The 24,537-nt window shown below is 33.3% G+C and carries 18 protein-coding genes; 3 read left to right on the top strand and 15 right to left on the bottom strand.

Features of this window, described 5'->3' with window-relative positions; genetic code table 11:
* Positions 1-95: 95 nt before the first annotated feature.
* From J5J05_RS09640 to J5J05_RS09600, 9 genes are all read right to left on the bottom strand, one after another.
* Positions 96-740 carry a hypothetical protein gene (locus J5J05_RS09640; RefSeq protein WP_208560478.1) on the bottom strand — a complete coding sequence of 215 codons (645 nt, stop codon included), beginning with the start codon at positions 738-740 and terminating at the stop codon, positions 96-98.
* An 836-nt stretch (positions 741-1,576) separates the two neighbouring features.
* A complete protein-coding gene (locus J5J05_RS09635; RefSeq protein ID WP_208560477.1) occupies positions 1,577-3,193 on the bottom strand; it encodes an ABC transporter ATP-binding protein in 1,617 nt (538 codons plus the stop codon).
* A gap of 233 nt (positions 3,194-3,426) precedes the next feature.
* Entirely contained in the window at positions 3,427-5,202 is a 1,776-nt protein-coding gene (locus J5J05_RS12970; RefSeq protein WP_208560476.1) for an ABC transporter ATP-binding protein, read from the bottom strand.
* 32 nt (positions 5,203-5,234) lie between these two features.
* The gene (locus J5J05_RS09625) at positions 5,235-6,143 is read right to left on the bottom strand and encodes an ABC transporter ATP-binding protein (RefSeq protein WP_208560475.1); all 909 of its coding nucleotides are present in this window, start codon (positions 6,141-6,143) and stop codon (positions 5,235-5,237) included.
* 12 nt (positions 6,144-6,155) lie between these two features.
* Complete coding sequence (locus J5J05_RS09620; protein WP_208560474.1) at positions 6,156-7,361, bottom strand: hypothetical protein; 1,206 nt, start codon at positions 7,359-7,361, stop codon at positions 6,156-6,158.
* 1 nt (position 7,362) lies between these two features.
* Positions 7,363-8,511: a hypothetical protein gene (locus J5J05_RS09615; RefSeq protein ID WP_208560473.1), complete on the bottom strand. Its 1,149-nt coding sequence runs from the start codon at positions 8,509-8,511 to the stop codon at positions 7,363-7,365.
* A gap of 15 nt (positions 8,512-8,526) precedes the next feature.
* Positions 8,527-9,759: a lanthionine synthetase LanC family protein gene (locus J5J05_RS09610; protein ID WP_208560472.1), complete on the bottom strand. Its 1,233-nt coding sequence runs from the start codon at positions 9,757-9,759 to the stop codon at positions 8,527-8,529.
* On the bottom strand, positions 9,749-12,712 hold the full coding sequence (locus tag J5J05_RS09605) for a thiopeptide-type bacteriocin biosynthesis protein (RefSeq protein WP_208560471.1): 2,964 nt from the start codon (positions 12,710-12,712) through the stop codon (positions 9,749-9,751). Before J5J05_RS09605 ends, J5J05_RS09610 begins: the two co-directional genes overlap by 11 nt.
* Before the next feature lie 108 nt (positions 12,713-12,820).
* Complete coding sequence (locus J5J05_RS09600; RefSeq protein WP_208560470.1) at positions 12,821-12,958, bottom strand: hypothetical protein; 138 nt, start codon at positions 12,956-12,958, stop codon at positions 12,821-12,823.
* Positions 12,959-13,129: 171 nt separating this feature from the next.
* Here J5J05_RS09600 and J5J05_RS09595 point away from each other — a divergent pair, with 171 nt between their 5' ends.
* Positions 13,130-14,011, top strand: a complete 882-nt coding sequence (locus J5J05_RS09595) for a helix-turn-helix domain-containing protein (RefSeq protein WP_208560469.1) — start codon at positions 13,130-13,132, stop codon at positions 14,009-14,011.
* A gap of 329 nt (positions 14,012-14,340) precedes the next feature.
* Here J5J05_RS09595 and J5J05_RS09590 read toward each other — a convergent pair whose 3' ends face one another.
* The gene (locus J5J05_RS09590; RefSeq protein ID WP_208560468.1) at positions 14,341-14,526 is read right to left on the bottom strand and encodes a hypothetical protein; all 186 of its coding nucleotides are present in this window, start codon (positions 14,524-14,526) and stop codon (positions 14,341-14,343) included.
* 356 nt (positions 14,527-14,882) lie between these two features.
* Here J5J05_RS09590 and J5J05_RS09585 point away from each other — a divergent pair, with 356 nt between their 5' ends.
* The gene (locus J5J05_RS09585) at positions 14,883-16,517 is read left to right on the top strand and encodes an alpha/beta hydrolase (RefSeq protein ID WP_208560467.1); all 1,635 of its coding nucleotides are present in this window, start codon (positions 14,883-14,885) and stop codon (positions 16,515-16,517) included.
* A gap of 383 nt (positions 16,518-16,900) precedes the next feature.
* Here the strand turns inward: J5J05_RS09585 and J5J05_RS09580 are convergent, their stop codons facing one another.
* From J5J05_RS09580 to J5J05_RS09560, 5 genes are all read right to left on the bottom strand, one after another.
* Positions 16,901-18,352: a DUF5050 domain-containing protein gene (locus J5J05_RS09580; protein WP_208560466.1), complete on the bottom strand. Its 1,452-nt coding sequence runs from the start codon at positions 18,350-18,352 to the stop codon at positions 16,901-16,903.
* Between the two features lie 37 nt (positions 18,353-18,389).
* Positions 18,390-19,850 (bottom strand): DUF5050 domain-containing protein, encoded by a 1,461-nt coding sequence (locus tag J5J05_RS09575; RefSeq protein ID WP_208560465.1) that lies wholly within the window; start codon positions 19,848-19,850, stop codon positions 18,390-18,392.
* 46 nt (positions 19,851-19,896) lie between these two features.
* Positions 19,897-21,363, bottom strand: coding sequence for a DUF5050 domain-containing protein (locus tag J5J05_RS09570; RefSeq protein WP_208560464.1), 1,467 nt, complete (start codon positions 21,361-21,363; stop codon positions 19,897-19,899).
* Positions 21,364-21,635: 272 nt separating this feature from the next.
* Positions 21,636-22,709 (bottom strand): S66 family peptidase, encoded by a 1,074-nt coding sequence (locus tag J5J05_RS09565; RefSeq protein WP_208560463.1) that lies wholly within the window; start codon positions 22,707-22,709, stop codon positions 21,636-21,638.
* A 55-nt stretch (positions 22,710-22,764) separates the two neighbouring features.
* Positions 22,765-22,932, bottom strand: coding sequence for a bacteriocin (locus J5J05_RS09560; RefSeq protein ID WP_208560462.1), 168 nt, complete (start codon positions 22,930-22,932; stop codon positions 22,765-22,767).
* 362 nt (positions 22,933-23,294) lie between these two features.
* Between J5J05_RS09560 and J5J05_RS09555 the strand changes: the two genes are divergently transcribed.
* Positions 23,295-24,485, top strand: coding sequence for an IS256 family transposase (locus tag J5J05_RS09555; protein ID WP_208559633.1), 1,191 nt, complete (start codon positions 23,295-23,297; stop codon positions 24,483-24,485).
* Positions 24,486-24,537 lie beyond the last annotated feature (52 nt).

Below are 24,537 nucleotides of genomic sequence, written 5' to 3'. Positions count from 1 at the left end.
TTTGCTTATTTTGCTTACTGATAACAAAAGCAGCAGTGATCCTAAGATCCCGCTGCTTATCAGAAGCTTGTCAGTCGATTTAAGACGAACCGCTTCTAAAGTATTCTATTCTTATTCAATGACATCACAGACGCTCTTTTAATCATAAAAAGCCCCATGCCTAAAATAGCTAAACCAATTATATTACCCGTGATCCCGATATGAATGGAAACTCGGTAGTCCGCATTTGTAAAAGAAACCAGCGTTAGTTGTGATAAATGAATCGAGACTAGCGCCGAGGTCATATTGATAAACTTTAATGCCTCTGCCAATACATTCTGTTCCATCCTAGCACTTACAATACCAGAAAGAGAAATAACCAATTCAATCAACGTAAAAATCAGTACTGAAATCCCAACGATTTTAGGATAAGCGATCATATTGTATTCCGGATGAAAGAGTCGCATGCAATAAAACGCAAAAATAAAACTGATGATGATAATCGAATAACCGATCATCTTATAGACTTTCTCAGCATCTGAGTATTGCTGGTTCTTATCTCGATGTGTATGAAACACTAAGTATTTGGTTCTCACAATCAATACGTTATAAAAAGAGTGAATAAAAAGAAAAACAGAGAAACTCAATATACTCATTAGAATTTTGCCGATCGCAAACAAAGTATGCGTTAAAATAGAGAATCTCACCCATTTAAACGGGTTTCCCCTCTCCATAATAAAGGCAGTACCTCTTTGAATCACTGTATCCCTCCTTCATCGTTCTGTTAAAAACACCTTTTACTAGCATATCATACATATCGCAATTTATAGAGTAAAACTTCGATACTACAACAGAATGACAAACTATTACTGCAAAGAATAGATGAGGATAGGACTTTTGTTCGAACATCTTTTATTAGTTGATTTTTGTATTTAATCTATTGCAAAACTTTCAATTGATTTTCGCGAATTGTATCTTCTATAACCTTCTGACATTTAGTGATATTCAGTAGCTTGACTCGATCAAAGTATTGTTCACCGTCTTTTACCTGTTCGTACTCTAGCTAAGTTACATTCATATCCGTCGCTTTAAATCTAACAGGCCACACAATTATATCTAATTCATTATCCTTTATTATATTTGGCAAGCACACTTGTTTAGATATTGCAGTAATGTTTCTCGTTTTTTCTTAACTTCTATCAATCTTACTTTTTTCGTTTAAAAATAACTTTTCAACATTTTCCTTAACCTTTTTTGAAACTGGTATAATATATGTCAAATATCCTGTTTGAATTATTCGACTCCTATCTTATCAATATTAAAACCCTACTTCTTTAAAAAGTCACCTGTTTCTAGATGACTAGTAAAAAAGTAGGCTATTAAATTTATTAATAATTAACCTTATTTAGAAACTCCTTGTGTCGCAAAATGATACCCTCATTCATTAACAATAAGGATTATCATTTTTCCTCCATAATACAATAAGATTGAAGAATAGTCTCAAGTCGATAATTTAAACAAGTTAATATTTAAAAGGTTTTCCTTTTCATTTCAATTAAAATAAATTCAATAAAGTCAATTTTGTAACTAATGAAATTTAAATATAATGCTGCGCCTGTGCATTCCACAATTCTTTATATTTACCGTCTATTTTAGAAAGTTCTTCATGCGAACCTCTTTGAACAATCTCCCCTTTATCAAAAACTAAAATCTCATCTGAAAACTTAGTACTAGATAATCTATGAGAAATATAAACAGCTGTGTTTCCAGCAGCAATACTATCAAAGTTTTCAAATATCTCTATCTCGGTTAGTGGATCCAAAGCTGCAGTAGGTTCATCTAATATCAATAATTTAGCACCCTTATATAATGAACGTGCTATTGCTAATCTCTGCTCTTGGCCTCCAGACATATTAATACCAGAAGCATCATATTCTTTCCCTAGAACTGTATCTGTACTATGTGGCAGGGTTTCAACGAAAGTTTTTGAGTTAACTCTTTCTAGTAGTGAATTGGCTTTATTTCGATCATAAGTTATATCAGTAGATAAGTTTTGGCCAAGAGGAAAATTAGGCAATTGAAAGTCTTGGAAAACGACACCTAACTGATCCAAGTATGTACCAACTTCAAACTTGTTTATATCCTCTTTATTAATTTCAATAACTCCACTGGTGGGTTCATATAGTCTAGTTAATAGTTTAATAAAGGTTGATTTCCCACTGCCGTTCTCACCGACTATGGCGTACCTTTTACCAAAATTAAAAGTTGCATCAATATTCTTTAGTACTAATTTTTCCGTATCGGGGTAGCTGAAACTTACTTGCTTGAATTCTACTTGATTCGACTCAGAGATAAGAACCTTACGTAGCCTTTCATTATCTTCTTGATCTGGCATATCCATGAAGTCATAATATGTGTTCAAAGTACTTGGTGATGAAAAAACTGACATAACATTCTGAAAAAGTTGAGGGAAAACTGTTATGAGCTGGCTTATTGCGCTTGAAAGTTGAATAATCATCGCAACTGGCATTGCCCCTACTACTACAAGAACTCCTAAATAAGCAAATATTAGATAATTAATTGTTTGAAAAAAACCAGATGACGCTATGGATACAAGCCGCATTTTTTTATAATTTTCAGAAATAATTTTTTTTGAAAATTCATTGTCCTTATCTATGTTTTTTAACATTTTTTCATTTTGTTTATACATTCTTATTTCTTTTCCAGATTGTATATCATGTAGAACATCATCTTCATAAGAGAACAATGCGCTCATAACTTCAAATTTTTTATAAATATCCTCAAGTCTTTCGTTAGTTTTTCTAGATGTACTATTTGTTAATAGAATAATTACTAATAAAGAAATAATAAACCCAGCAATTACTTTATGAGGCTCCAGCCAGCTATAGCTATAGCTATAGCTATTAGCAATAAGGGTAGTATCGACAGCAAATAAAGGTCGTATTAGTATCATTACCCATAATACTGAAATTGTTAAAGGTATAATTTTTTTTAGTTTAATGCTTATCAATACTAATGAAGATGGACTACTTGAGTTGTTCCTGTCTATTAAACTTAATTTTTCTCTTGTTGTAGATTTTTCTGCAATATCGTATCTCGTAGTTAACATTTTTCTATGAGGGATGGCAAATAGATCTCTTATAAGTAAAGTTTCTTCATTCTCGAGTAAAGGCTCAATACTTTTACTGATCATTTGCAGTAAACCTGAAAGCACAAGGTATACTATTACATAATTCTGGATTCTAGTTATGCTATTTCTAGTTAACGCATCAACTATACGTGTCGTATATATATATCCTAGAAAAGGTAAACTTGATGTTGTAAAAGAATGAATAATTAAGAATCCATAGTACTTTTTTCCTACTTTAAACAAATCAAGGAAAGCACGAACAAAATGATTAAGATTATTGATTGAGCTCCCCTCCTCTAATTAACATCCCTATAATAGTACGATTGTGCCTCGAAAAGCTCATAATAGTCGCTTTTTTTGTTCATAAGGCTTTGATGAGTTCCTGACTCAGAAATCTTTCCATTTTTCAAAAAAATCACTCTATCACAGAATTTTGTAGATGCAAGGCGATGTGATATGAATATAGACATCTTATTATCTGAAAGACGAAAATATGCTTTATAAACTTCATGCTCTGCAATCGGATCTAATGCTGCCGTAGGTTCATCTAGTATTAGAATAGGAGAATCTTTGTATAGTGCTTGGGCAAGTTTCAATTTTTGCAACTGTCCTCCAGATAAATTAATCCCATTGTTATAAACAGCCTTAACTATTTTCGTTTCATCTCCTAAATCTAGATTTTTGACAACAGTTAACATACCGCTTATCTTTAATACTCTTTCATACTTTTCCTTTTTGTAATCTAGTCCTTGCAATATTGTCTCTTTAATTGTATAGGTTAATAAATACTTCTCTTGAAAAACCGGAGAAAATAAAGAATAGTAATCATTAATATTAAACAGATTTCTTGGAATACCATTAATCAATATTATCCCTTCATCAGGATTCAAAAGACCGGTAATAAGTTTGATTAGAGTAGATTTCCCTGACCCATTCCCCCCAACTAAAGCTATTTTTTCGAAATTTTGTATCATTAGAGATAAATTATTTATCGTTGGATCAGAGTTATCTGGATAAGTATACGATATATTTCTTAGTTCAATTGTGATTCGCCCTTTAGGAATTAATTGACCTTTATTATGATTGAAAACTTGCTTTTGAGACATAAAATCATCATATATCTTTATTTCATTAAGACTTCTAGTAGCATCTCCCATGGAAGTAATAAACCCCATTGCTGTTTGAGCTAAGATAGTCACTGAACCTGCAAAAATAACAAAACTAGAAACTGGAATATCACCAGATATAATCATATTAACACTTCGAAAATATGATAAAGCAGACATTAATAGTACACCTATAGTTAAGATAGAACTCTCAATTAAACTTAACTTGACCTTTGGAAGTAAAGTGTTGTAATAAGAATTTCTTGTCTGATTCTCAATTTTTTCAAACCATTCTTGCATCCTAAATGTTCTTACGTCTTTTAGTAATTTTGATTCTCCATAAATTTTACTTAAGTACTTCAGCTTTTGTGTGTTGACGGCTATTTCATTAAATAGTTTCTTATCCAATCTAACCTGAAGGAAATTTAATAAAGCAGCTGAAATAATAAATATCGAAATTAACACCAAAAATAAAGAGTCTAGTTGACTAAGAACGGTGATGTACAAGATTAACCCTAATATTGCGTTACCTAAGTTTATAATCTCTGAAATAATTCGAATAAATAAAGATCCATTACTATAATTAAGTTCATTAGCATTGTTATATCTTATTTGAGATTCTTTTCCTATGATTAAGGGATAATCAAGCGAAAGGTACTTCTTTTTAATTTTGTACATAGATTGCGTTCTGAAATAATTGATTTTCTCCTCAAAGTAAACGTTCAAAAAGGACTGAGCTACTTGTCCAATTCCAATAAGCCCAATAAAAAGTATTAGTCTTGCTAAATACACATCAATAGAAATACCATTTATTAGCCAGCTAATGACTTGAGAGGACAAAACCAACTGCAAAAAAGGTATACACGTTAATAATAGTATGTTGACTAAAATCATCAGAAAAATGTTCGATTGGAATTCGTAGAGTTCAAGAATGATTATTTTAGCTAGCTTAACTTTTTCTTTCACGGTAACGTCCTCCCAGTCAACAATTTTCTTTATTAAACCATCTTATTGTAAAATTCCTCGTACCATTCAGCAGTTCCAATTTGGCCTATGGTTATATTCAATATGTTTTGGTCAAGGAAAAATTGAATCAAATTGCTTATTTCATCTTTTGATAGTTCTTTGAGTGGAATTGCTAATATTTTATCGGCAATATAACGGCTACCTTTTGGAATAGTTTTATTACTGATTATTCTTTGATATTCTTTTGTATTTAAGTGTATTTTTATATATGTTTGATCTAGGTTGTCTTTATCTTCTTCTCTCGTCTCTAAAAGAATATTTCCATTTCTAAAAAAAAGAATCCTGTCAGCATATAAGTCCAGATTATCCAGTAAGTGTGAAGCTATTAAAATAATTTTCCCTTGAGATTTTAACTTTATCAAAATATTTGTTATTAATGTTACATTGTCAGGGTCAAGCCCGTTCATAACTTCATCCATTAACATTATGTCTGTATCCGCAGCAAGTAACATCGCAAACGCTAACCTTTGTCTCATTCCAAGAGAATAGGTTCTAACAGGTTTTTTTACGTAACTTTCCATATTAAGATCACTTATGATTACTTCTATTCTTCTTACGTCTTTTTTCCACATTTTTGCATACAGCCTTAAGTGTTCAAGTCCATTGAGTTCTTCATAAAGGTCGCTCAATTCTGGTAAAAAAGAAAGATGTTGATGCATTTTTATTTCTAATTTTTTAGAACTATAGTCATACTTATCAGATATTGATATGCTGCCTGAGTCTGGAGAAAGAAAGTTCATAATAATATTTAAAATAGTTGACTTGCCTGTTCCATTTGGTGCTACCAGTCCAATTATTTCTCCTCTATTTGCTTCAAAATCTACTTCTTTTAATATTTCTTTTTTTCCAAAAGATTTATAAATTTTACTTATTTTTAACATATCAATTCTCCTTTACACATATGATCGAACGAAAGGTATCTTATTTACTATAAAGAGAGATAGTTCAATTACCAATATTAGTACCAAAATAGAAAGTATTCCATTTTGAAAAGATATTGAGGAAGAATTATAAAGATGATTCTGATAGCCAGATAGTACCTGTCCAATAGAGAAAAATGAAGAAGGTATTAAATCTAAATTGGAGAAATAGCCAACGCCTCGAATATAATACAGTCTCTCAGTAAATATGAGTGCTCCACCAATCAGTAACGTGACGTATTCATTTTTAAATAATAAACTGCACAAGACACAGAATCTTGTAAAAGCATATGAAATCATTAATAGTAATGCAAAAGCTTGTAGATAAAAAGTTCCAATAGTAATAGTATCGTAGTTAGCTACAGAAAGTATCGGACCTTTAAAGATAGATACTGGTATAGAAAAACTGCCGAACCCATTTTTAAAACTGACAATCGTAATACCTAACATAAATAATAATATAGATGTAAACAAACTCGCTGTTAAAACTACTGCTGTTTTTGCCAAAAGTTTACCGCTAAATGAGATTGGAAAACTCCTAACTAGAGAGAGGTGTTTTTTATCTTTAGTAACTATGTCATTTGAATAAATTACGACTAATCCTATCAGAACAACTGGTACTAATGTGGTATTCCAGACTCTAAAACCAGTTTGAAGCCCAGTTTTCTCTTCTAAGATTGATGGATTAATTTCTCTCGTCATATTAGTGTATGCTTCGTATCTATTAGCGGTATCCATATACCAATACCGCCCCTCTTGTTGAGGATAGTCTTGTTCAATACCATAATAAGCTCTGTTATACGATAGAAATTCAGGGCTAGAATAAATCCAATCATCTTGATAAAGGTACCAATCTGAAGTGGTTTCCGCATAAGTTTGAAAATCTTCTTCCTCTAGTGAAGCTAGACGTTTTTCGTTTAGTTCGATCAGCTCCGGAAAGTAGCTCAATGCAAATGCAGATCCTTCACTTATTCCGTCTCCTCGCATGTTATCTAACCAACTAGTCATTTCTTCATAATCTTGTCTTATTTCAGTTTCATTAATTCTTTCATTCGGTACATACTCAGGTGATAAGATAATTGAGTAGTACAATGTAGCTAACAATAACAATATAAATGCTGCTATATTCTTTTTGTTTCTGATGAAAGATTTTATTTCAAATAAATAATATACTTTCATATCAATTTCCCTCCCTTACAGGTTTAGCTTCAATTTTATTTTTTCGAGAGAAAAATAATGATAGAACAATAATATAAATGACACTCCATATCAATAGTATGAACGTTGCTCTACTAAAAGTATTGGAGCTCTGATTAAACTTATCAGCTGATACGCCACTTAGGACATCTGTTATATTCAAGTAATTTAAGGGTGTATATTTGAAAAAACTAATTGAACTTGAAAAGAGAAAGCTCATGACATACAAACTCCCACCTGCAAAAATGGTTAGATATTTATTATTAAGTATAGAATTTAATACTGCTGATAACAGTATAGTGTGTACAAGAAGGACCGCAGCTAGCAAAAGAGTTCTTACTAAATACTGAACAGTAGTTATGCCCTCATATCCCGTACCCGTAAATAAGATTTGAGGATAATCTAAATTTCCTGACCTAAATACAAAAGATGCGATGGTATATCCTAATAGAAATAAGCCAGTTAATGAGGTTAGTGTTACCACGGTATGTATTATTAACTTGCTTACGGTTTTTTGATTCTCATCTATCGGAAAAGACCTTAACAAAGTTTTATGTTCTACATCCTTGGTCAAAATATCATTCGATAAAAATAAAATAAACAAGAAAAATACACTACTAAAATAACTAGTTGCTATCACTATATAACTTACGGTGTTTTCTGCATTTCTTTCAATTTCAATGTTTTGACTTAATAAATATTCGTAAAATACGCCTTCTTTTCTTGCTTGCTCATATGGAACTGTATAAGAGGAACTTATTTCGTCATACCCTATCTCATGAGCATTAACTCGATTATCAGCTAACGCCAATCCTATCTCTGAGTATGCTTGCAGATCTTCATAAAAATTCAACGCTACCTCCTGTCTCCCTAAAAGCTGAGATTCTTGCAAAACTTCATTATATTCCGGAAAAGCATCAGGGTTTTCCCCTACAATGTGCATAGGATAACTAGCAATTGCATCTCTAACTAAATTTAGCTCTATCTGCGTTTTATCATTGATACTATCGATATTATGATAAGGAATATAAGCCAATAGACCTATTAAAAAAGCTACTATACTTAAAAATAGAAAAATGACTTTTGGATCTTTAATAAAAAGTCGGGTTTCAAATTTTAAATACTCCTTCATTTTATTTCTCCTTTCTTATAGATTATCGACTAAGAAAATCCAGTCCAAATCAAATCTTTTTTCTTTCAATATATTAATTAGCGCTAAATGAACCCCAATCTGTCCTTCTAAAAGACCAACTTTCCTCGTAGATTTATTATCTTTCTCATCTCTATACTTCAAAATGCTCTTTCCAGTCTCAACTTCACTTAATTCTGATATAAGCTGTTGTCTTTTCTTGAGAGCTAAAGGCTCACCTGTGCTCAGGTAATAATTATGGATTAAATATGCCAATCCTGACTTACCATGGCAAAATATATCTACATTGTTATAACCTGATATATAAGAATCATCAGATTCTAAAAATTCGATATGCCTTCTTAAATATATATCAGCACTTTCCACGCTCATTAATGTATTTAAAATTGGAAAACTACCATAACACCAAGAATTGTTGATAAACGTTTCTTTTTGCATTGATTCATTATTAGATAGAAAGGTCGGAAAAATACAATTTCTATCATAGGTTTTTTCTATTTCGTCTACGAGAATTTCTTTTATATTCTCACTTAAATCAGACTGATCACTTTTGTGAATCATATTAACTGACGATAAAACACTTGAAATACCGTGAGATTTACCAAGGATTACGACATTATGATTAAAATCATTTTTCATACTATCGGTCATGTTTTTCTCGAGAATTGTATAATTTCTAACTTTATTATCCTTATATACCGAATATTTTGTCAATAATGAGAAGTATCTCAATATATTAGCAATCAAGTCTTTACGCTCTTTTTCAAAAATTTGCACATTACTATTTACTAAATATACTAATACTCCAGAGAAACCAGAGAATAAATCGTAATACTTGAACATGTTGTTCTCTAATTTGGCTTTATCAAGATCATTATTTTTAAAGTATAACTTCAATGATGCAATAATACTTTTCTCAATTTTCATTAGTATCTTATTGTATCTACCATCGGTATTAAGAGCTGATATACCAACAGCTACTCCGCATAGACCGCTCCATAACGACAAATTCAACTTCGTTTTATTCATTTCACTAACTATATCGATTACGAGTTCATCCTTAACTCCAGTAAAGTAATTACTACCACTAGATATTTCTGATAATAAAAGACAGAAACCTGGCAATCCGTCCCCTAGGGTTAATTTATCAGGTGTATTGTATAGCTTATTTTTCAAATAATGAGCAGCAAAGTCCTCTGCATCCCCTATAACCTTATATTCACTTACCATCTTTTGCGTCTCCTTTTAAGTAATGCATTGATAATGCAAAATTAGATACTAAGCCATAAACTTGAAATTCTTTTTCTCGATCAATACCTAGATGTCTATTGATGTGCATGTGCACTAAACTTAAAATAATCTCTCTTGATTCTTCGTGATACATAGACGATAAACTTGCTTTTAGTTCAAGGAGTTTTTCCCCAACTTTTCTTGTTCTATTGTCTGCATCATAGGAATTTTCAAGTTTGTAAAGTGAATTCTTAACCAATCTATACTCTTTCTTAGTACTCAAGGAGTAAACTTTGAAAACCTCGTTTATCTCATAGTTAGTTAGACCTAGTTTGTTTAAAATTAGAAAAGTACTATAAACCACTTCTGGCACTTTAGTGTTTTTACCTTTTCTGAAGAACCACTCACTATCTTCCTGAAACCATTCCAGCATCAGTTTGAATCTTTGTTCTCCACCATACCTAGAGTACTCAGGTTCAAATAGATCTAAAGTATAGCTGTCAACTTGATGATCATAAATCAGTTTATCTAAATCAATAGTAAGTTTCCTTAAAATAGACGCTATATCCTTGTCTTCATTCACTTTGAATCTTAGCCGAATATGATCTTTCTCGTCTTTATATCTCACAAAAAACCATTGATCAAGATCCACTTTGTATTTTTCTATAATTAGTTTAGGAAGAATTGAGTCCTCAAAATTTTGAAAACGATTAAAATAAATCTTTAAATATATCCAATTGTCCTTTATTGACAATATAGCGTTAGATTGCTTCTCTTTTCTATAGGCTATACTGGTGATTTTTTTGGGAGAGTATGTTGCATTTCCAACTTCTATAATATGTTGCGAAAAAGCACCATGCTTTAACTGATATTTCACATCAATAAAAACATAATATGATGACTCAGCTTCGCTATTTTTTAGTTCCTTACATAGCAGTTCAAGGTGCAAGTCGTTTTCTAAATTATATACTGTGGGTGAATCACCTTTAGAGAGTCCGATTATTTGCGGAACGCTATATCTATTTCTCCAGAAATTCATCCTTTCTTTGAAATTATGGCCGTTTTTGGCCGCTTTAATAATTTTACTATCTACCTTCCATTCGGCTCTTCGAACAACAACATTCTTATATCTAATTTCTGGTAAATATGGTAATTGAAGTTCAGGTAGAGTACTGATATCGCTAATTAATGATTGCATATCTAAACCCAATTTTGATAAAAATAAATACATTCTAGGTAATTTACTGTTTAGTGCTGCAGAATTAGATTGATAGGGTATTATTCTTTTTTGTAAAGATTTTGACCATATGTAAAATGAGTTATTGTCAATGCCTAAATATAAGTCATCTAGTGAAATAGGAATTTTACCCTTCGTTTCCACAGTATTAAGTGGAATTTCATACTTAAAAATTGACGAGGACGATAGTATATTTCCCATTTTCGAGTCGTAAGGGCTACAGGTTATTTCAGCAAGAATGTAATTCTCATTGTATTCTTCAAATAGTAAGTTACTTAATTCTTTTTGATAATTGTCTTTTTTTAAGGTATCCAAACTATTTAAAAAACGTCCATTTAACTTTCCTAAAGCATTGCTACCTATACCTTTTTCTAGAATACATAACTCGTCTGTCAAATAACAAATTAACTCGTAGCCATTCGGTTTAATATAATCATTAGTCTCGTTAGGATCTTTTAACTCAGAGAGTAAAGAATCATCAATGTAAACTATTTTTTCTTTATTATAAATAGCCTCTATGATTTTATCTTTTAATAAATAGTAGTTATCATTTACCAGATCAACCTCTTTTTCTTTAATAAGTTCCTCGTAGAAATCAGAATCATAAACTAACGTTTTCACTGAAACTAATTCATGACCAAATCGACCTATAAAGAATTCTACTAAGCTTTTAGGAATTAGATTATGAGTATTCCAGTTAGAAAAATACGATAAGTACTCATCAATGATTTCTATAGAATGAGAAATTAATTTAGTATTAAGTATTTCTTCTTCCTTTATCAATACAATATTGAACCATTTATTAAAAGATGGCTCATTAATTATGGCAAAATTATTTTGGTTGGTATCGAAACTGTTTACGACTTTAAAGTAGTCTTCATGGTTTATAGTATTTGTGTAACTTCGTATTTCTTTCAACTCGCTAACTAATTTAACAAGATTTTCACTACTTGGACTGATTGACTCTAAAATAGTCAATATTTCGCTGAGCGGATTTTCTTCTGATAAAGATCTTCTGCAATTCGAGATTAAAAAATCATTGCGTAGTAGTTTCTTTACAAATTGAGTAAAAGTAGGAATTTCTATCTCCTCGAATTGTACCTTCACCATCTTGAAAATATCTTGAAAGTGAACAAACTCATGACACGTAGATATAAGTAATTCAATTAGTTCATTGGATTTTAATTTACTAATACTGCTTGTTGTACTATCTGTATCTCTATATAAAAAGATTACTTCTTTTTCACGCTTCAAATGTAAAGGATTGACCTTCAACCGTAGTGCCTCCACAATCATAGAATCATCTTCACAGGTCGATACAATTTTTTCCATTAGTTGACTACTAATGGAAATATTTACATATTTGCTTTTCTCTGTACTACCCATTGTGTTAAGGCTTTGCATATTAAAAGAAGCAGCGAGTCCGAATGGAGTTGGTCTTGTGTGCATACGGAGTAAATAATTCGTTAAAGATAATATAGCGCCTTTTTTCTTTTTTTTACTTAAATCATTGAAATTATTAAGACTATAGAACAATCCAGTATTAGAGCTATGTATCGCTTTCTTAATATCTTCATTTTCCCAAAAGCTCATTATACTATCTGCTTGTGAAACAGATAGTATGTTAGTATCTTCAATTTTATTTTTAATATTAAGTAATGGTTTTCTTTCAACTATGTAATCTCCAGTTTGGATGTTGTCATTTATCAACTTCATTTCATATCCTCCAGGAATAATGCATTAACGCAATTAGTATTTGACTATAGATGTATAAAAATTAAGAGGTGTATACTATTTTTCTATGTATACACCTCTCTATTTTTATTATGGTCTGATTGGACAAGGTGTTGGTTGAGGAGAACATGAACATGTAGAGTAGTTACTACGTAGACTTGCGCTCTCAACGTCGTTAAACATTTCAACTTCTTGTTCTACAACTTCTACTTCTAATAGATTTTCCATAAATAGCACCTCCTAATATTATTTTGAATTATTATGTAATATTAATCCAATAAAGCAATTATATTAAATTTAAATTAGTAAATCAATATATTTATTAAAATAAATTGACTAATTTTTAGAATATTAATATAATTAGATGAAATATTAGTGAAAATTAGGAGTAGAAAAATTATGAGCCTTGGAAAAGAAATAAAGAGAATTAGAAAAGAGCTTAATTTAACCCAAGTACAACTCGCCTCGGATATATGTGCTCAGACTTTGATTAGCAAAATTGAGAATGATGAAATCATTCCTAATTCTGTCATTTTGACAAAACTCGGAGAGCGTCTGAGTGCTGACCTCATCTCTTTTAAAGATAAAGGTATGAAAGCAACTGCAGATAAAAAGATTGAAGAAATAAGGAATATGATTGACCTTAGCCTATCTAAAAGAGATTACGAAATGATTGAGCTTATTGTTAAATCTAACGCTGAAATCATTAATGATCATAAACAGAAGTGTTATGCGTTTTACTTTCGTTGGATTAAAGGCTTACTATTTTACTATAATGAAGACAATCCAGATAGAGCAATAAGTGAATTTAACAGCTTAAATACATGTGAACTACCACCCGATTTTGCTGTAGATGTTACCTGTAGTATAGGAATTGTCCATTACGAAATGAATAATTTAGAAAAAGCTAAAAAATATTTTGAAATAAGTAAAAAATGGTTCTCTGATAGCATTGCAATAAAGTCCAAGATAAAACTACTAATAAATTACTCATTATGTTTAGAAAGGCTTGATAATAATGAAGAGGCTCTAGAGTTAGTTTTTCACGGAATAGATATCTCAAAAAAAAGTAATTCCATAATAGGTTTAGCTGATTTATATTATCATAAGGGATATATCCTGAATAAGTTAAATCAATCCGAAGAAGCAGTTAGATCTTACAAAATAGCCCACTCTCTTTTTGAAATACAAGAAAATTCTAAGTTTAGCTTAATGGCTAACTTGAGGATTGAAGAAATTGAGAATAAGGAGGTGAAAAACATTGAAAAAAACCTTGCTTAGAGCTTTTATGTTCATTGCCTTATTTAATCTATTATCAACAGCTTCAGAATTAGAATCAGCTGACGGAGGAAGACTTCCACCTTTTCCCGTACAGAGCAATAGCTATTTTCAAAAACTATAAATAAAAGCTCACTAGTAAATGATAAGGTGCCGCCCCCAGAAGATAGCGTAAACATTCTAACTTCTGGGGGTTTTTGTATCTTGAATTGTTAGAAAAGTGCAACGTTACTCCGAAAAATACTTCCTAGGGTATTTTTCATTTTAACTATTACCCTGTAACAAGCGATCTTGATGTCTAGATACCCTGTTGAGTAAATAAGCTCTTCCGTTTAAAAAAAGCCTTTTTCTGAATCTATTTCTATAGTTCGGCAACCAAATCGGCTTTTCGCTTGATCCCCACTCTCTGTTAAAGTGGCAGAAGCTTTGTATAAGTAAGAGGCATCTAGTCCATCCCACAAGTGAACATCTCCAAGCTTCTTTGCATGTTGAAAAAATGTCCAACCTTCTTTTACCAAAGAACTCTCTCTCGTCATTAGACTCTTTTTTTTATCCATTTACAAAAATAGATAGTATAACGATTTGCCTCTTATTTTACTCTACTGTTATTTTTTGTACTCTCATTAGAATGTCCTATTTTATTATTGATGCAAATTGTTTTCTAAAACAGATGTACCTTTATGCCGCTACAATAAAAAGATTTTACTAAGCAATTACACGGTTAAAGCTATTTACTAACTTGAATTTTATCTATGCTATCATACTAGATTTATAAACCCCTTCATTTGCAACTCCTTCATTTATTGCATACAATGAATTGTGCACAAACTATCAGTGATGACTTCATTAAATCATCACACCTTGGAGTGAAATGATGAAACCTTTCTTTAAATCTTTATTTGCAATGAATAGTGTTGTATTTTTACTTAGTATTGTTTACCTTTTCGTACCGTTAAATCCAATACTTTCAAATGCTTTTGGCATACTACTGATCCTCACACTGCTTGGTAATATCATTGCCAGTACAATTGGGAGTCCATTCAGAAAGATAGATTGGCTTTACTTACTACTTTCTAGTATAGGCTTACTTGCAGTGATGCTATTGAACACCGCTGCTTCCCTTTCGCCTACCAATGAGACCTCTAGAAGTTTATTGTCGATCGGTATCCTTTTTGTGATGATGCTATTAGGCATGTTCATTACGTGGAAACCAAAACCACAAGTGGATCGACCCACTTATAGACCCTATTCATTAAGAAAAGCACCTACTAAAAAAACAAAGAAAATAGTAACAGGAATTCTAGCGACCGTTATTTCTTTATGCTTACTGCTTGGTACTTTTCTTGCCTTCGTAATGGTAACAAACCTAGATGTCGGTTTACTACAAGTTTTAATTTCTCAATATAGCTTGTTCTATGGTTTTATTTTCCTTAGTCTTACGGGCTTGTTGATAAAAGTGTTAACAATCAAATTACCTTCAATGCCAGGACTACTCTTATCCGTATTCGGTCTATCTTTATTTGCCTTTTTCAGTTTACCGTTGACGACAATCTTCTCTGTACTAGATAAATCAGAAGACACTTACACTGAAGCGTTTGGTGAAAACTGGCATACGATTGGTGAAGATGATCCTTTATTTATGAGCAGCCCGATTTCGATTCCTGATTATTTCTTTGGTACACCTTCTACCGCTTACAATGTAACCGAAGATGTTTTATTTTACGAAGGAACAGAAGGAGTCGACGATGGCCTATCGCTTCGCTTTGACGCCTACACTCCACCTACGGATGCAGCACAATTGCCTGGAGAGGGCGCAACCTTGATCCGCATTCATGGCGGTGGTTGGAACAGTGGTGATAAAGGTGCTGAAAACTATTCGCAAGTAAATAAATACTTTGCAGCACAAGGTTACGTCGTATTCGATGTTCAATATGGATTGAATGATCAAGACCAATTCATGAAATTTGCGACCGTACCTGATGAAATCGCTGGTGACTTCTCCATCGATGATATGGTCCGTCATTTAGGAATCTTTACCACTTTCTTAGCTGATCACCAAGAAGAATATGGCGCAAATCTTGATTCTGTATTTGTTTCAGGTGGCTCAGCTGGTGGCCATTTAGCTAACGCTGTCGCACTTGGATTAGCTAGTGGTCAATATACAGATCTATTAGATGAACGCTTGACCGTCAGTGGTATTATTCCGATTTATCCAGCAAATGGATTAGCAGGATACCAAAATATCACGGGTGAAGACGCACTCGTTGACCCTGCAATGCTTGTAGAAGAAGACAGTCCGCCTGCACTTGTCTATCAAGGACAACACGACACAATCGTGGACCCGCGTGTATCAGAGTTATTTGAAGATGCCTATGTGGAAAATAACAACCCATCAATCGCCATTCTGCGTATGCCTTACGGTGAACACGCCAGTGACTTCTACTTCCCTGGCTTTTACAATCAAACATTGATTTATTATATGGAACGGTTTATGTATCAGTATAAATAAGAACTTTTTCTATCAGAATCATTAATAACTAACTAAAGAAGCTGTCGCTAATTAATAATCATTAGCGACAGCTTCTTTTATATTTTCAATGACATTGATATCTATCGCTTTTGTTTAGATTTCTTATCACTAGTAAGAAAAACAACAATCATTAAAAATACTGTTGTCATCATAACCGTTTCGATATTGTCAACGATCTCGTTTCTTCTTAAAAAAAATACGAGTATTAGGTAAATAATTACTACAAATATTCCTAATTTTTTTGACAGTTTATTCACCTTCTTTATTTTAATTAATCAGCATGCAATCTAGCTCTTTGAAGAATGCCCATTAAATAGACTCTTAAAATCACACGTTTTTTCTTAGCCGCTTTTGTCTTAATGCTATTCTAACCCACTAACTTCTTTACTCATTTCATCATATATCCTAATGTTATCTGACGATTGCTCCTTTTCAATCTTCATCAGTATTTTACTTCCTACCACACCAAGTTCCACAGCTGTGTTTGCTTCATAGATGTGTGTGGAGTGCTGCCCATCCAATTCTGTTTTGAAGACACCATTGGTGGCGTCAGGACTTGAAATATAGACAGAATAGTAAATATTTTCGTCTGTGATCGTATAATTGTGCACGTAGTCTTCCACGATTCGTTCTGGTTTTGCTTGATTATCTACTGTTTTGCGGTAGAGTTGTCCGTTCTCATTAATGTAATAGTAATAACCATTTTTCTCTGTCATGTCTCTGGCTTCTTCTTCTATAACTGTTCTCCAACTATCTTCTCCGTTATCCATTCGACTAACCTTGAAGTGATCTCTCTCGATATAATTGACTAGCACATGATCTTTGTAGGTACTGAAGCCTCGAATATTTCCTTTAAAGACTCTATTGAGATTTCCTCCGTTTAAATCCATACGGTAAAGATTGAAATCATCTTGGTAATTCGAGAAATAAATCCACTTTCCTTGAATCTGTATGTCATCCACATAAGTGAAATCATAGACAACTTCAAGACTGCCGTCCGTTAGCGATAATCTTTTGAGTACGCCCGCATCTGTTAAGTATAAATAGTTACCTACAAGATTGAGATTGAGGTAGCTAGCACCTTCTTCTTTCATTAACGTTTCTTTTTCTTCAAAGGTTTTTGTTGTTTGAACGATTCTATTCCCTTGTTCAATATAGTAGACAGCTTCTTCATCCTCTACAACAAATCCTCCGTTATGGAGATTTTCCACAAGATTTCCAGAGGTCATAGGTTCTACTGCCTCAACTTGAACAGTTGTGCCGGCAGAAGCATTATGGTAAAAGGTCTTCACTTCCCACCAAATACTGCCATCTAGCAAGATAGGTAATAAAAAGATAAGTAACGATAAAACAACACTAGATGATTTCCACTTTTTTTCCTGCTCGACTTTTTCATCGCCACGAATTTCTTTTAAAAAAATATTTATATACTCGAGTGGTCCTTCTACACGTACTTGACCAGATCGGTACGTAACGGTTACTTTATCATTTAAGACAAGATTGTAAGGAAAACCGAACCTTGGTCTGACGATTAATTGTGTTGTACTTTTATCGAGCAATTCCCAATTTTCTTGGACGAGCAGTTTTTCAATGCCGTCGAAGCTTTGTATGATCTCACATTTTGAGTCAACATGATACGTATCGATCAAACACTTCGTATAGACGACCCATACAATAAACAAAACGAACCAGTAAACATCGAGTGAGACATCAAATAGAAATTGATACAACACGTAGACGATTAAGAAACCCGGTACTAGTATCAGCAGCGTTCCCCGCAAGGCAATGTCTATCCAATTTTTGACTATCTTCATATTCCCTTAACTCCTTTCTTTCTTTTGAACGCGCTGTTTACTCTTCTAAGTTTTTGACTGATCCTGTTTCTGGATCTATTTTCTTCATTTCGTAGTTGTCATTCATATCATTAGATGTGAATAGAATGATATCCCCAACTTTAGTAAAGTTATTGATATAATTTGAACGTCCATTCAATTTTTCTGTTTCTTTTCCGTCTAAGTTTGATCGGTAAATGGGACTAAGATAGTCTTGATCTAGACTATAGTATACTGTATCGTCTATGATCGTATAGTTATTTATCCGACTATTAACAACAATATCTGTCTTTGTGGGATCTGCTATTAAGCTTCTTTTCAACTCAGCATTGATGCCTCGATAATAATAATACCCTTCCCATTCAATGATTGAATCATTATCTTCCGAAAAGACTTCGGTTCTTTTCTGCGTATCTAAGCTAACCCTTTCCGTAATTCGGTTGTACTCATCTTCGTTTTCTAAGTAAGTAACCAGTAAATGATCGTCGTGTACTAAAAACTCACTTGCTTCAACAGATAAGAACCGCTCCAGATTTTCACCGTTTAGATTCATCCGGTAGATATTTGAGTCTTGTTCTTCATTGATAAAGTAGATATAGTCCCCCATGATTTGCATATCGATCGTATAGCCCATCCCATAAATCGTTTCTTTTTCTGTGCCATCAAATCGTATTCTATCTATTGACGAACCATCGACATAATAGAGCCAGTCCCCAACGAGATTCAAGTTACTAATACCAAAAGGATCCTCTCTGCCTACCAATTCTTGCTTTTCCTTAAACTGTTTATCCGTTCTAATGATTCTTTCTTCATTCTCAACGTAAAAATTGAATTCGTTTGTTTCAACACCATAACCACTATTCATCGTATTCTCAATTAGGTTTCCTTTGGTGGTTTCTTCTCGGGTTTCAACTACTTCGTTCGTCGATGCAAATACGTTGTGATACATCACTTTCGCTTCCCAATATAAGCCACCATCCAACAAAATTGGTAGGATAGCAAGAATCCCATAGAGCATGACTTTCGTAAATGAGGGGTGTTTCTTTTCCCACATTGATTGATCGCCATCAAGATTATCCTTGACTGTCTCAATGTAATAATGAGGGCCTTTTAGCGTAGCGTACTGATTTTCAAAATGAATCATCACTTCGTCTCGCACCACGTAATTGAAGGGAAAATCAAATCTCGGTCTAATCTTGAGCCAATCCAGTCCGCGATCCATTACCTCCCACTTACCCTCTTGCAGTATGGTCTCTACTACTTTTCTGTCCTCTACCTTGATCACACTATCGTCCTGTATATACTTATCATTGAACCATTTCAAAAAACTATACAGTACAAATCCTGTCCCCAACGTAAAGTAGTTAAGATCAACATTAAATAACATGCCATAAATTAAATAGACCAAAGCCAATCCTGGTAAAAATATCAATACTATTCCTCTAATAGCGAGGCCAATCTCATCTTTTCTTTTCAACATACGCTTTCCCCCAGAACGTTTCTTTTTATGATTTCCCTATCACTACTTAATTCATTTCTTCCATTTCACCGGTCTTTAAGTCGATTTTTCTAGTCGTATAGCTCAATTCATCTTCTACAGTAGTAAATAGCAGTGAATCCCCAATTTGGGCTAACCCTTGAATCGAATCAGCCTCAAACAGTAATTCATTTTCATATCCATCAACGTTTATATGGTGCAAGGCTGCTCTGGCGTTTACTGTTGGATTCAGTTGATAGGTATAGTAAATGCCATTTTCTGTTGGTATGAAATAATCTAGTTGTTCTTCAGTAAGCGATGTTTGAGATAACGAACTGTCAATCGAAAGCTTTTTAAGTGTCGTATCGCTCCCTAAATAATAGTAATCCTCTTCCCAACGAATCAAGTGATTAGCAGGTTCTTTAAAAAGTGTTTGCTGTTTTTTTCCATCAACTAAACTGAGCTGATCTACGACAAATTCCCCATCTTTTCCTTCGGGATGACTAACAAATAATGAATCCTCATAAATTGAAATATCAGTAACATAAGTATCCATCAGTTTTGTCAATGTGCCTTCATTAAGATCGATTTTATATAGATTCCGATTATTGTTTTCCATGATAAAGTAACTCTCGTTTCCAACGATATGCATTTCCAACATATCAGGTGAATCATAGACTACTTCTTTATTTGTACCGTCAAATTGAACGCGGTGAAGGACAGAATCTTTGGTGTAGTAAAGCCATTCTCCTATAATATTCAAGTCACGCAGTCCACCATAGTTATTGGGTGCACTGATCACTGTTTCCTTTTCTTTAAATTCATGATTTGTTCTGACGATTTTGTTATTGGATTCTACGTAAAAGAAGAATGCATCGTTCTCCACCGCATAGCCGTTATTATGAGTATTCTCATTCGTATTCCCCAATTGTTTTGCTTGTACTTCAGTTAGCGCTAACGGTTCCGCAAGGATTTTACGCTGACTCCACAAAGCTTGCCAATCCAAATTAGAGGGGAATAACAGCGTCATCCCTAGCACTATCAATAATAAACTGTCCCTCAGTATCGTTAATGGTTTTCTTATCCAAAACACCTTTTGATTTTTCAGCTGTCTTTTTAGTGTCCGTACATATATTCTAGGACCTTTGAGCGTTGCATTTCCGTCAATGAATATCAGCTCTACTTCGCTTTTAATCACCCAACGAAAAGGCCGATCAAAACTAGGTTCAAGTATCATTCGAGAAGGTTGCTCATTAACAACTCTCCAATGCTTCATTTTCAATTTAGTATGTAAGTCAGCTACATCTTTAAGATCCACTTTAAGTTGAGTCGTTTGATAAATCGAGACAAAAGCGAGTATAAAGCCCACGATGTAAACCATCATGTTCAACATTTGAATACTATAAAAATCATATGTATCAAAAATTCCTAGTAAATAATAAATAAGAAAGAAAGGAGCATAGATTACTAGACAAAAGCGCCAAATTAAATCTAACCAGTTTTTAAAACGTTTCATTCCACTCACTCCTTTGATGATAAAATCAAAATAAATAGTACAATTTTATCTTTTCTTTATTTTAGCAAAAAAAGCAAAGAATTACGTAACCGCTTTTCGTCCGAAATGTGAACAGATTCGTAATCGTTGTTTAGATACTACTATTGTATGATTGCTCCGTTTTCTAGCTTGTCTTTATAAATAATCAAAAGAGGTAGAAACCACCCTGTATACCACAGTATGTTTTCTACCTTTATGCAACTTTTCAGTTACGATTACTTAAATATTCACTATCATTTATCGAAATACGGTTCTTTAAAGATAACTTGTCTGTCATCGATTACGATTTCTGCCTCTACACCATAAGGTAGAATACATCTTGGATAAGCATGTCCGAAAGGTAAGTTGTATGCTATTGGTAAATCTTGATTGTCTATGACTTCTACTAAGATTTCTTTATACACTTCATATTCTACTTCGTCTTGAGGTTTACCGACAAGTACACCCTTGATTACTGAGAAAATTCCATAATTTTTTAGTGAAAGGATCATCTCTTTAAATCTTTCTGGGGTTGGCTTTTCTTCACTAGTTTCAATGAATAGTAGTTTATCTTTCCACTCGTCTAGGTTTGGAAAAATACTATACTTGTTTATGATATCTAATTGATCTGGATATCGTCCGCCGGTCAAACATTCTGCTAAACTTTCTAAACAACCGCCCAATAATGGACCAGACACATTTCTCGTTCCTTGAAGGATCTCTATACCTTTTGTCTCCAGATGCCTGATGCGCTTAGTGCCAATTGCTTCTACAGAAAAATCTGTTCTTTCTTCATACCACCAGCTACTTTCAAGAACACCTTCTAATTCTTTACCTTCGAAGAAACCAGAAATCACTTTCTTTGCATAAGGGAGTAGCTCTTTGTCTAATTCAGCTACATCGCTCAGAAAATTGGGTCCATAAAACGAGTTCATTCCCAACTTGTAGAACATCAGGTGATTGATTGTCGTATCTGAAAATCCTGTAAAAACCTTAGGATGCTTTTTTACGTTCTTTAAAAAGGTTTGATCTTCCATCAAATAAGGAAGTAATCGATATGTATCGTCTCCACCAATCGCACAAATGATTCCTTTGATTGAAGTATCCTGAAAAGCAGATTTCAAATCCTCTGCACGCCACTCCGGATGGTTTTCCAACGCTTCAATACCTTCTAACGCATGTGGCATCACCACTGGCTCTAGCCCAAATGCTTCAAGACGTTCTTTTCCTAAGGCTAATTGATGTGCTGCAAATGATTCTCCTAAAATACCACTAGAAAGACTGACAATCGCAACTTTATCTCCTTTTTTCAAACCTTTTGGTTTCATCTTTTTTTACCTCCTTAATATATCTTTCCATTATGTAAATAAGAAGTTCTGGGTTTTAAGACATAAACAGATTAACAAGGCTTCTTCCGAAATCTCGACCTGTATCATAGATCGTTTGAAAAATTTTTGGATAATTTAAAATAAAACCAGTCAATAAGATGGCACCGATAGCTGCCAATAGTATGTTTACTGGGCTTTTCAATTCTTTTCCGAATAACTTCATTGTATCGATTTCTCCTCTTTTTTTGTGATTAGCTTTATTACTATTGATGGAATTTCGTATAATATGCACATTCTATTCGAAGCCTAAACGGATTATCCATAGTTAAATATGTACTGTTTAACTTTAATAAAACTATACCATTGAATAAAAGAGCTCACAATCTTTAATTAATATAAAGGTCGTTCAACCCAAAATCTAGATTGAACGACCTTTATATTATTTTCTTATTTTTCGTCATATCTATCATATTTTTGATATCTTAATTAGTGAGAGTGTAAAATATCTTGTGTAAATAGAAAAAAGGAAGTCCCTTCTGTAGAATAGAGTTACCACACTACATTCACAGAAAAGAGGACTTCCCTATGAACAATTTTACTACAGATATCTTGCAGACTCTAGCTACAAAAGGTGATTTGAATGAATTATTTCGTTCTCACTTGGAGTTAGCTGTAAATACACTCTTAAAGACAGAATTAACTGCTTTTTTAGATTATGAAAAATATGATCGAATCGGATTCCATTCAGGGAATTCTCGCAACGGCACTTATGACCGTACGGTCAAGACAGAGTATGGAGAACTTCAAATACAGATACCTCGCGATCGCAATGGAGTATTTAAACAACAGACTATCCCTCCTTATAGGCGAACCAACGGTACGCTTGAAGAAACAATTATTCATCTTTTTCGAAAAGGAATCACCATGTCCGAAATCGCGGATTTGATCGAGAAAATGTATGGTCATCACTATACACCACAGACATTATCTAATATGACTAAGGTGTTTTCTGAAGAAGTTTTAGCTTTTAAAAAACGTTCACTAAACGAGCGTTACGCTGTTATTTATTTGGACGCAACGTATATTCCTTTAAAGCGTAAAACGGTTGATAAAGAAGCCGTTCATATTGCCGTAGGAATACGCCCAGATGGATCCAAGGAAGTACTCGGTTATGCTATTGCCCCTAATGAATCCACAGTCACTTGGAAGGAATTACTAGAGGATCTATCAGCACGCGGTGTGAAGGATGTTCTTCTGTTCGCGACCGACGGTCTGAAAGGTATCAAAGATACGATCCACCAGGCGTTTCCTCAAGCTGCGTATCAACACTGTTGCGTACATGTTTCTCGCAACCTTGCCAGTAAGGTACGTGTAGTGGATCGTAAAGAAATATGCGAAGATTTTAAGACAATCTACCAAGCAGATTCTCTTGAGAAGGCTATTGAAGCGCGCCGTGCGTTTTCTCAAAAGTGGCGCACTAGTTATTCTAAAATAGTCAAATCTATTTTAGAAAATGATAGTCTGCTTACGTTTTATAACTTCCCAGTTTCGATCCGAAGGAGCTTGTACTCCACCAATTTGATTGAATCCTTTAACAAACAAATCAAAAAGTACAGTCGGCGTAAAGAACAATTTCAAAACGAAGAATCCATGGATCGCTTTTTAGTTTCAAATTTTGATATGTATAATCAAAAATTTTTAACTCGAAGTCACCGTGGGTTCCAACAAGCTGAAGCAGAACTGGAAATGATGTTTGAAGCTTCAATAAAAAGATGAATTTGTTTTACAGAAGGACCTCTTTATTTACACAAACTTCTTGACGCTCCCT

Source organism: Marinilactibacillus kalidii (assembly GCF_017599325.1).
Taxonomy (GTDB): Bacteria; Bacillota; Bacilli; order Lactobacillales; family Carnobacteriaceae_A; genus Marinilactibacillus; species Marinilactibacillus kalidii.
Note: the sequence above shows the minus strand (reverse complement) of the source record. Positions and strands in the feature narration are given on the sequence as shown.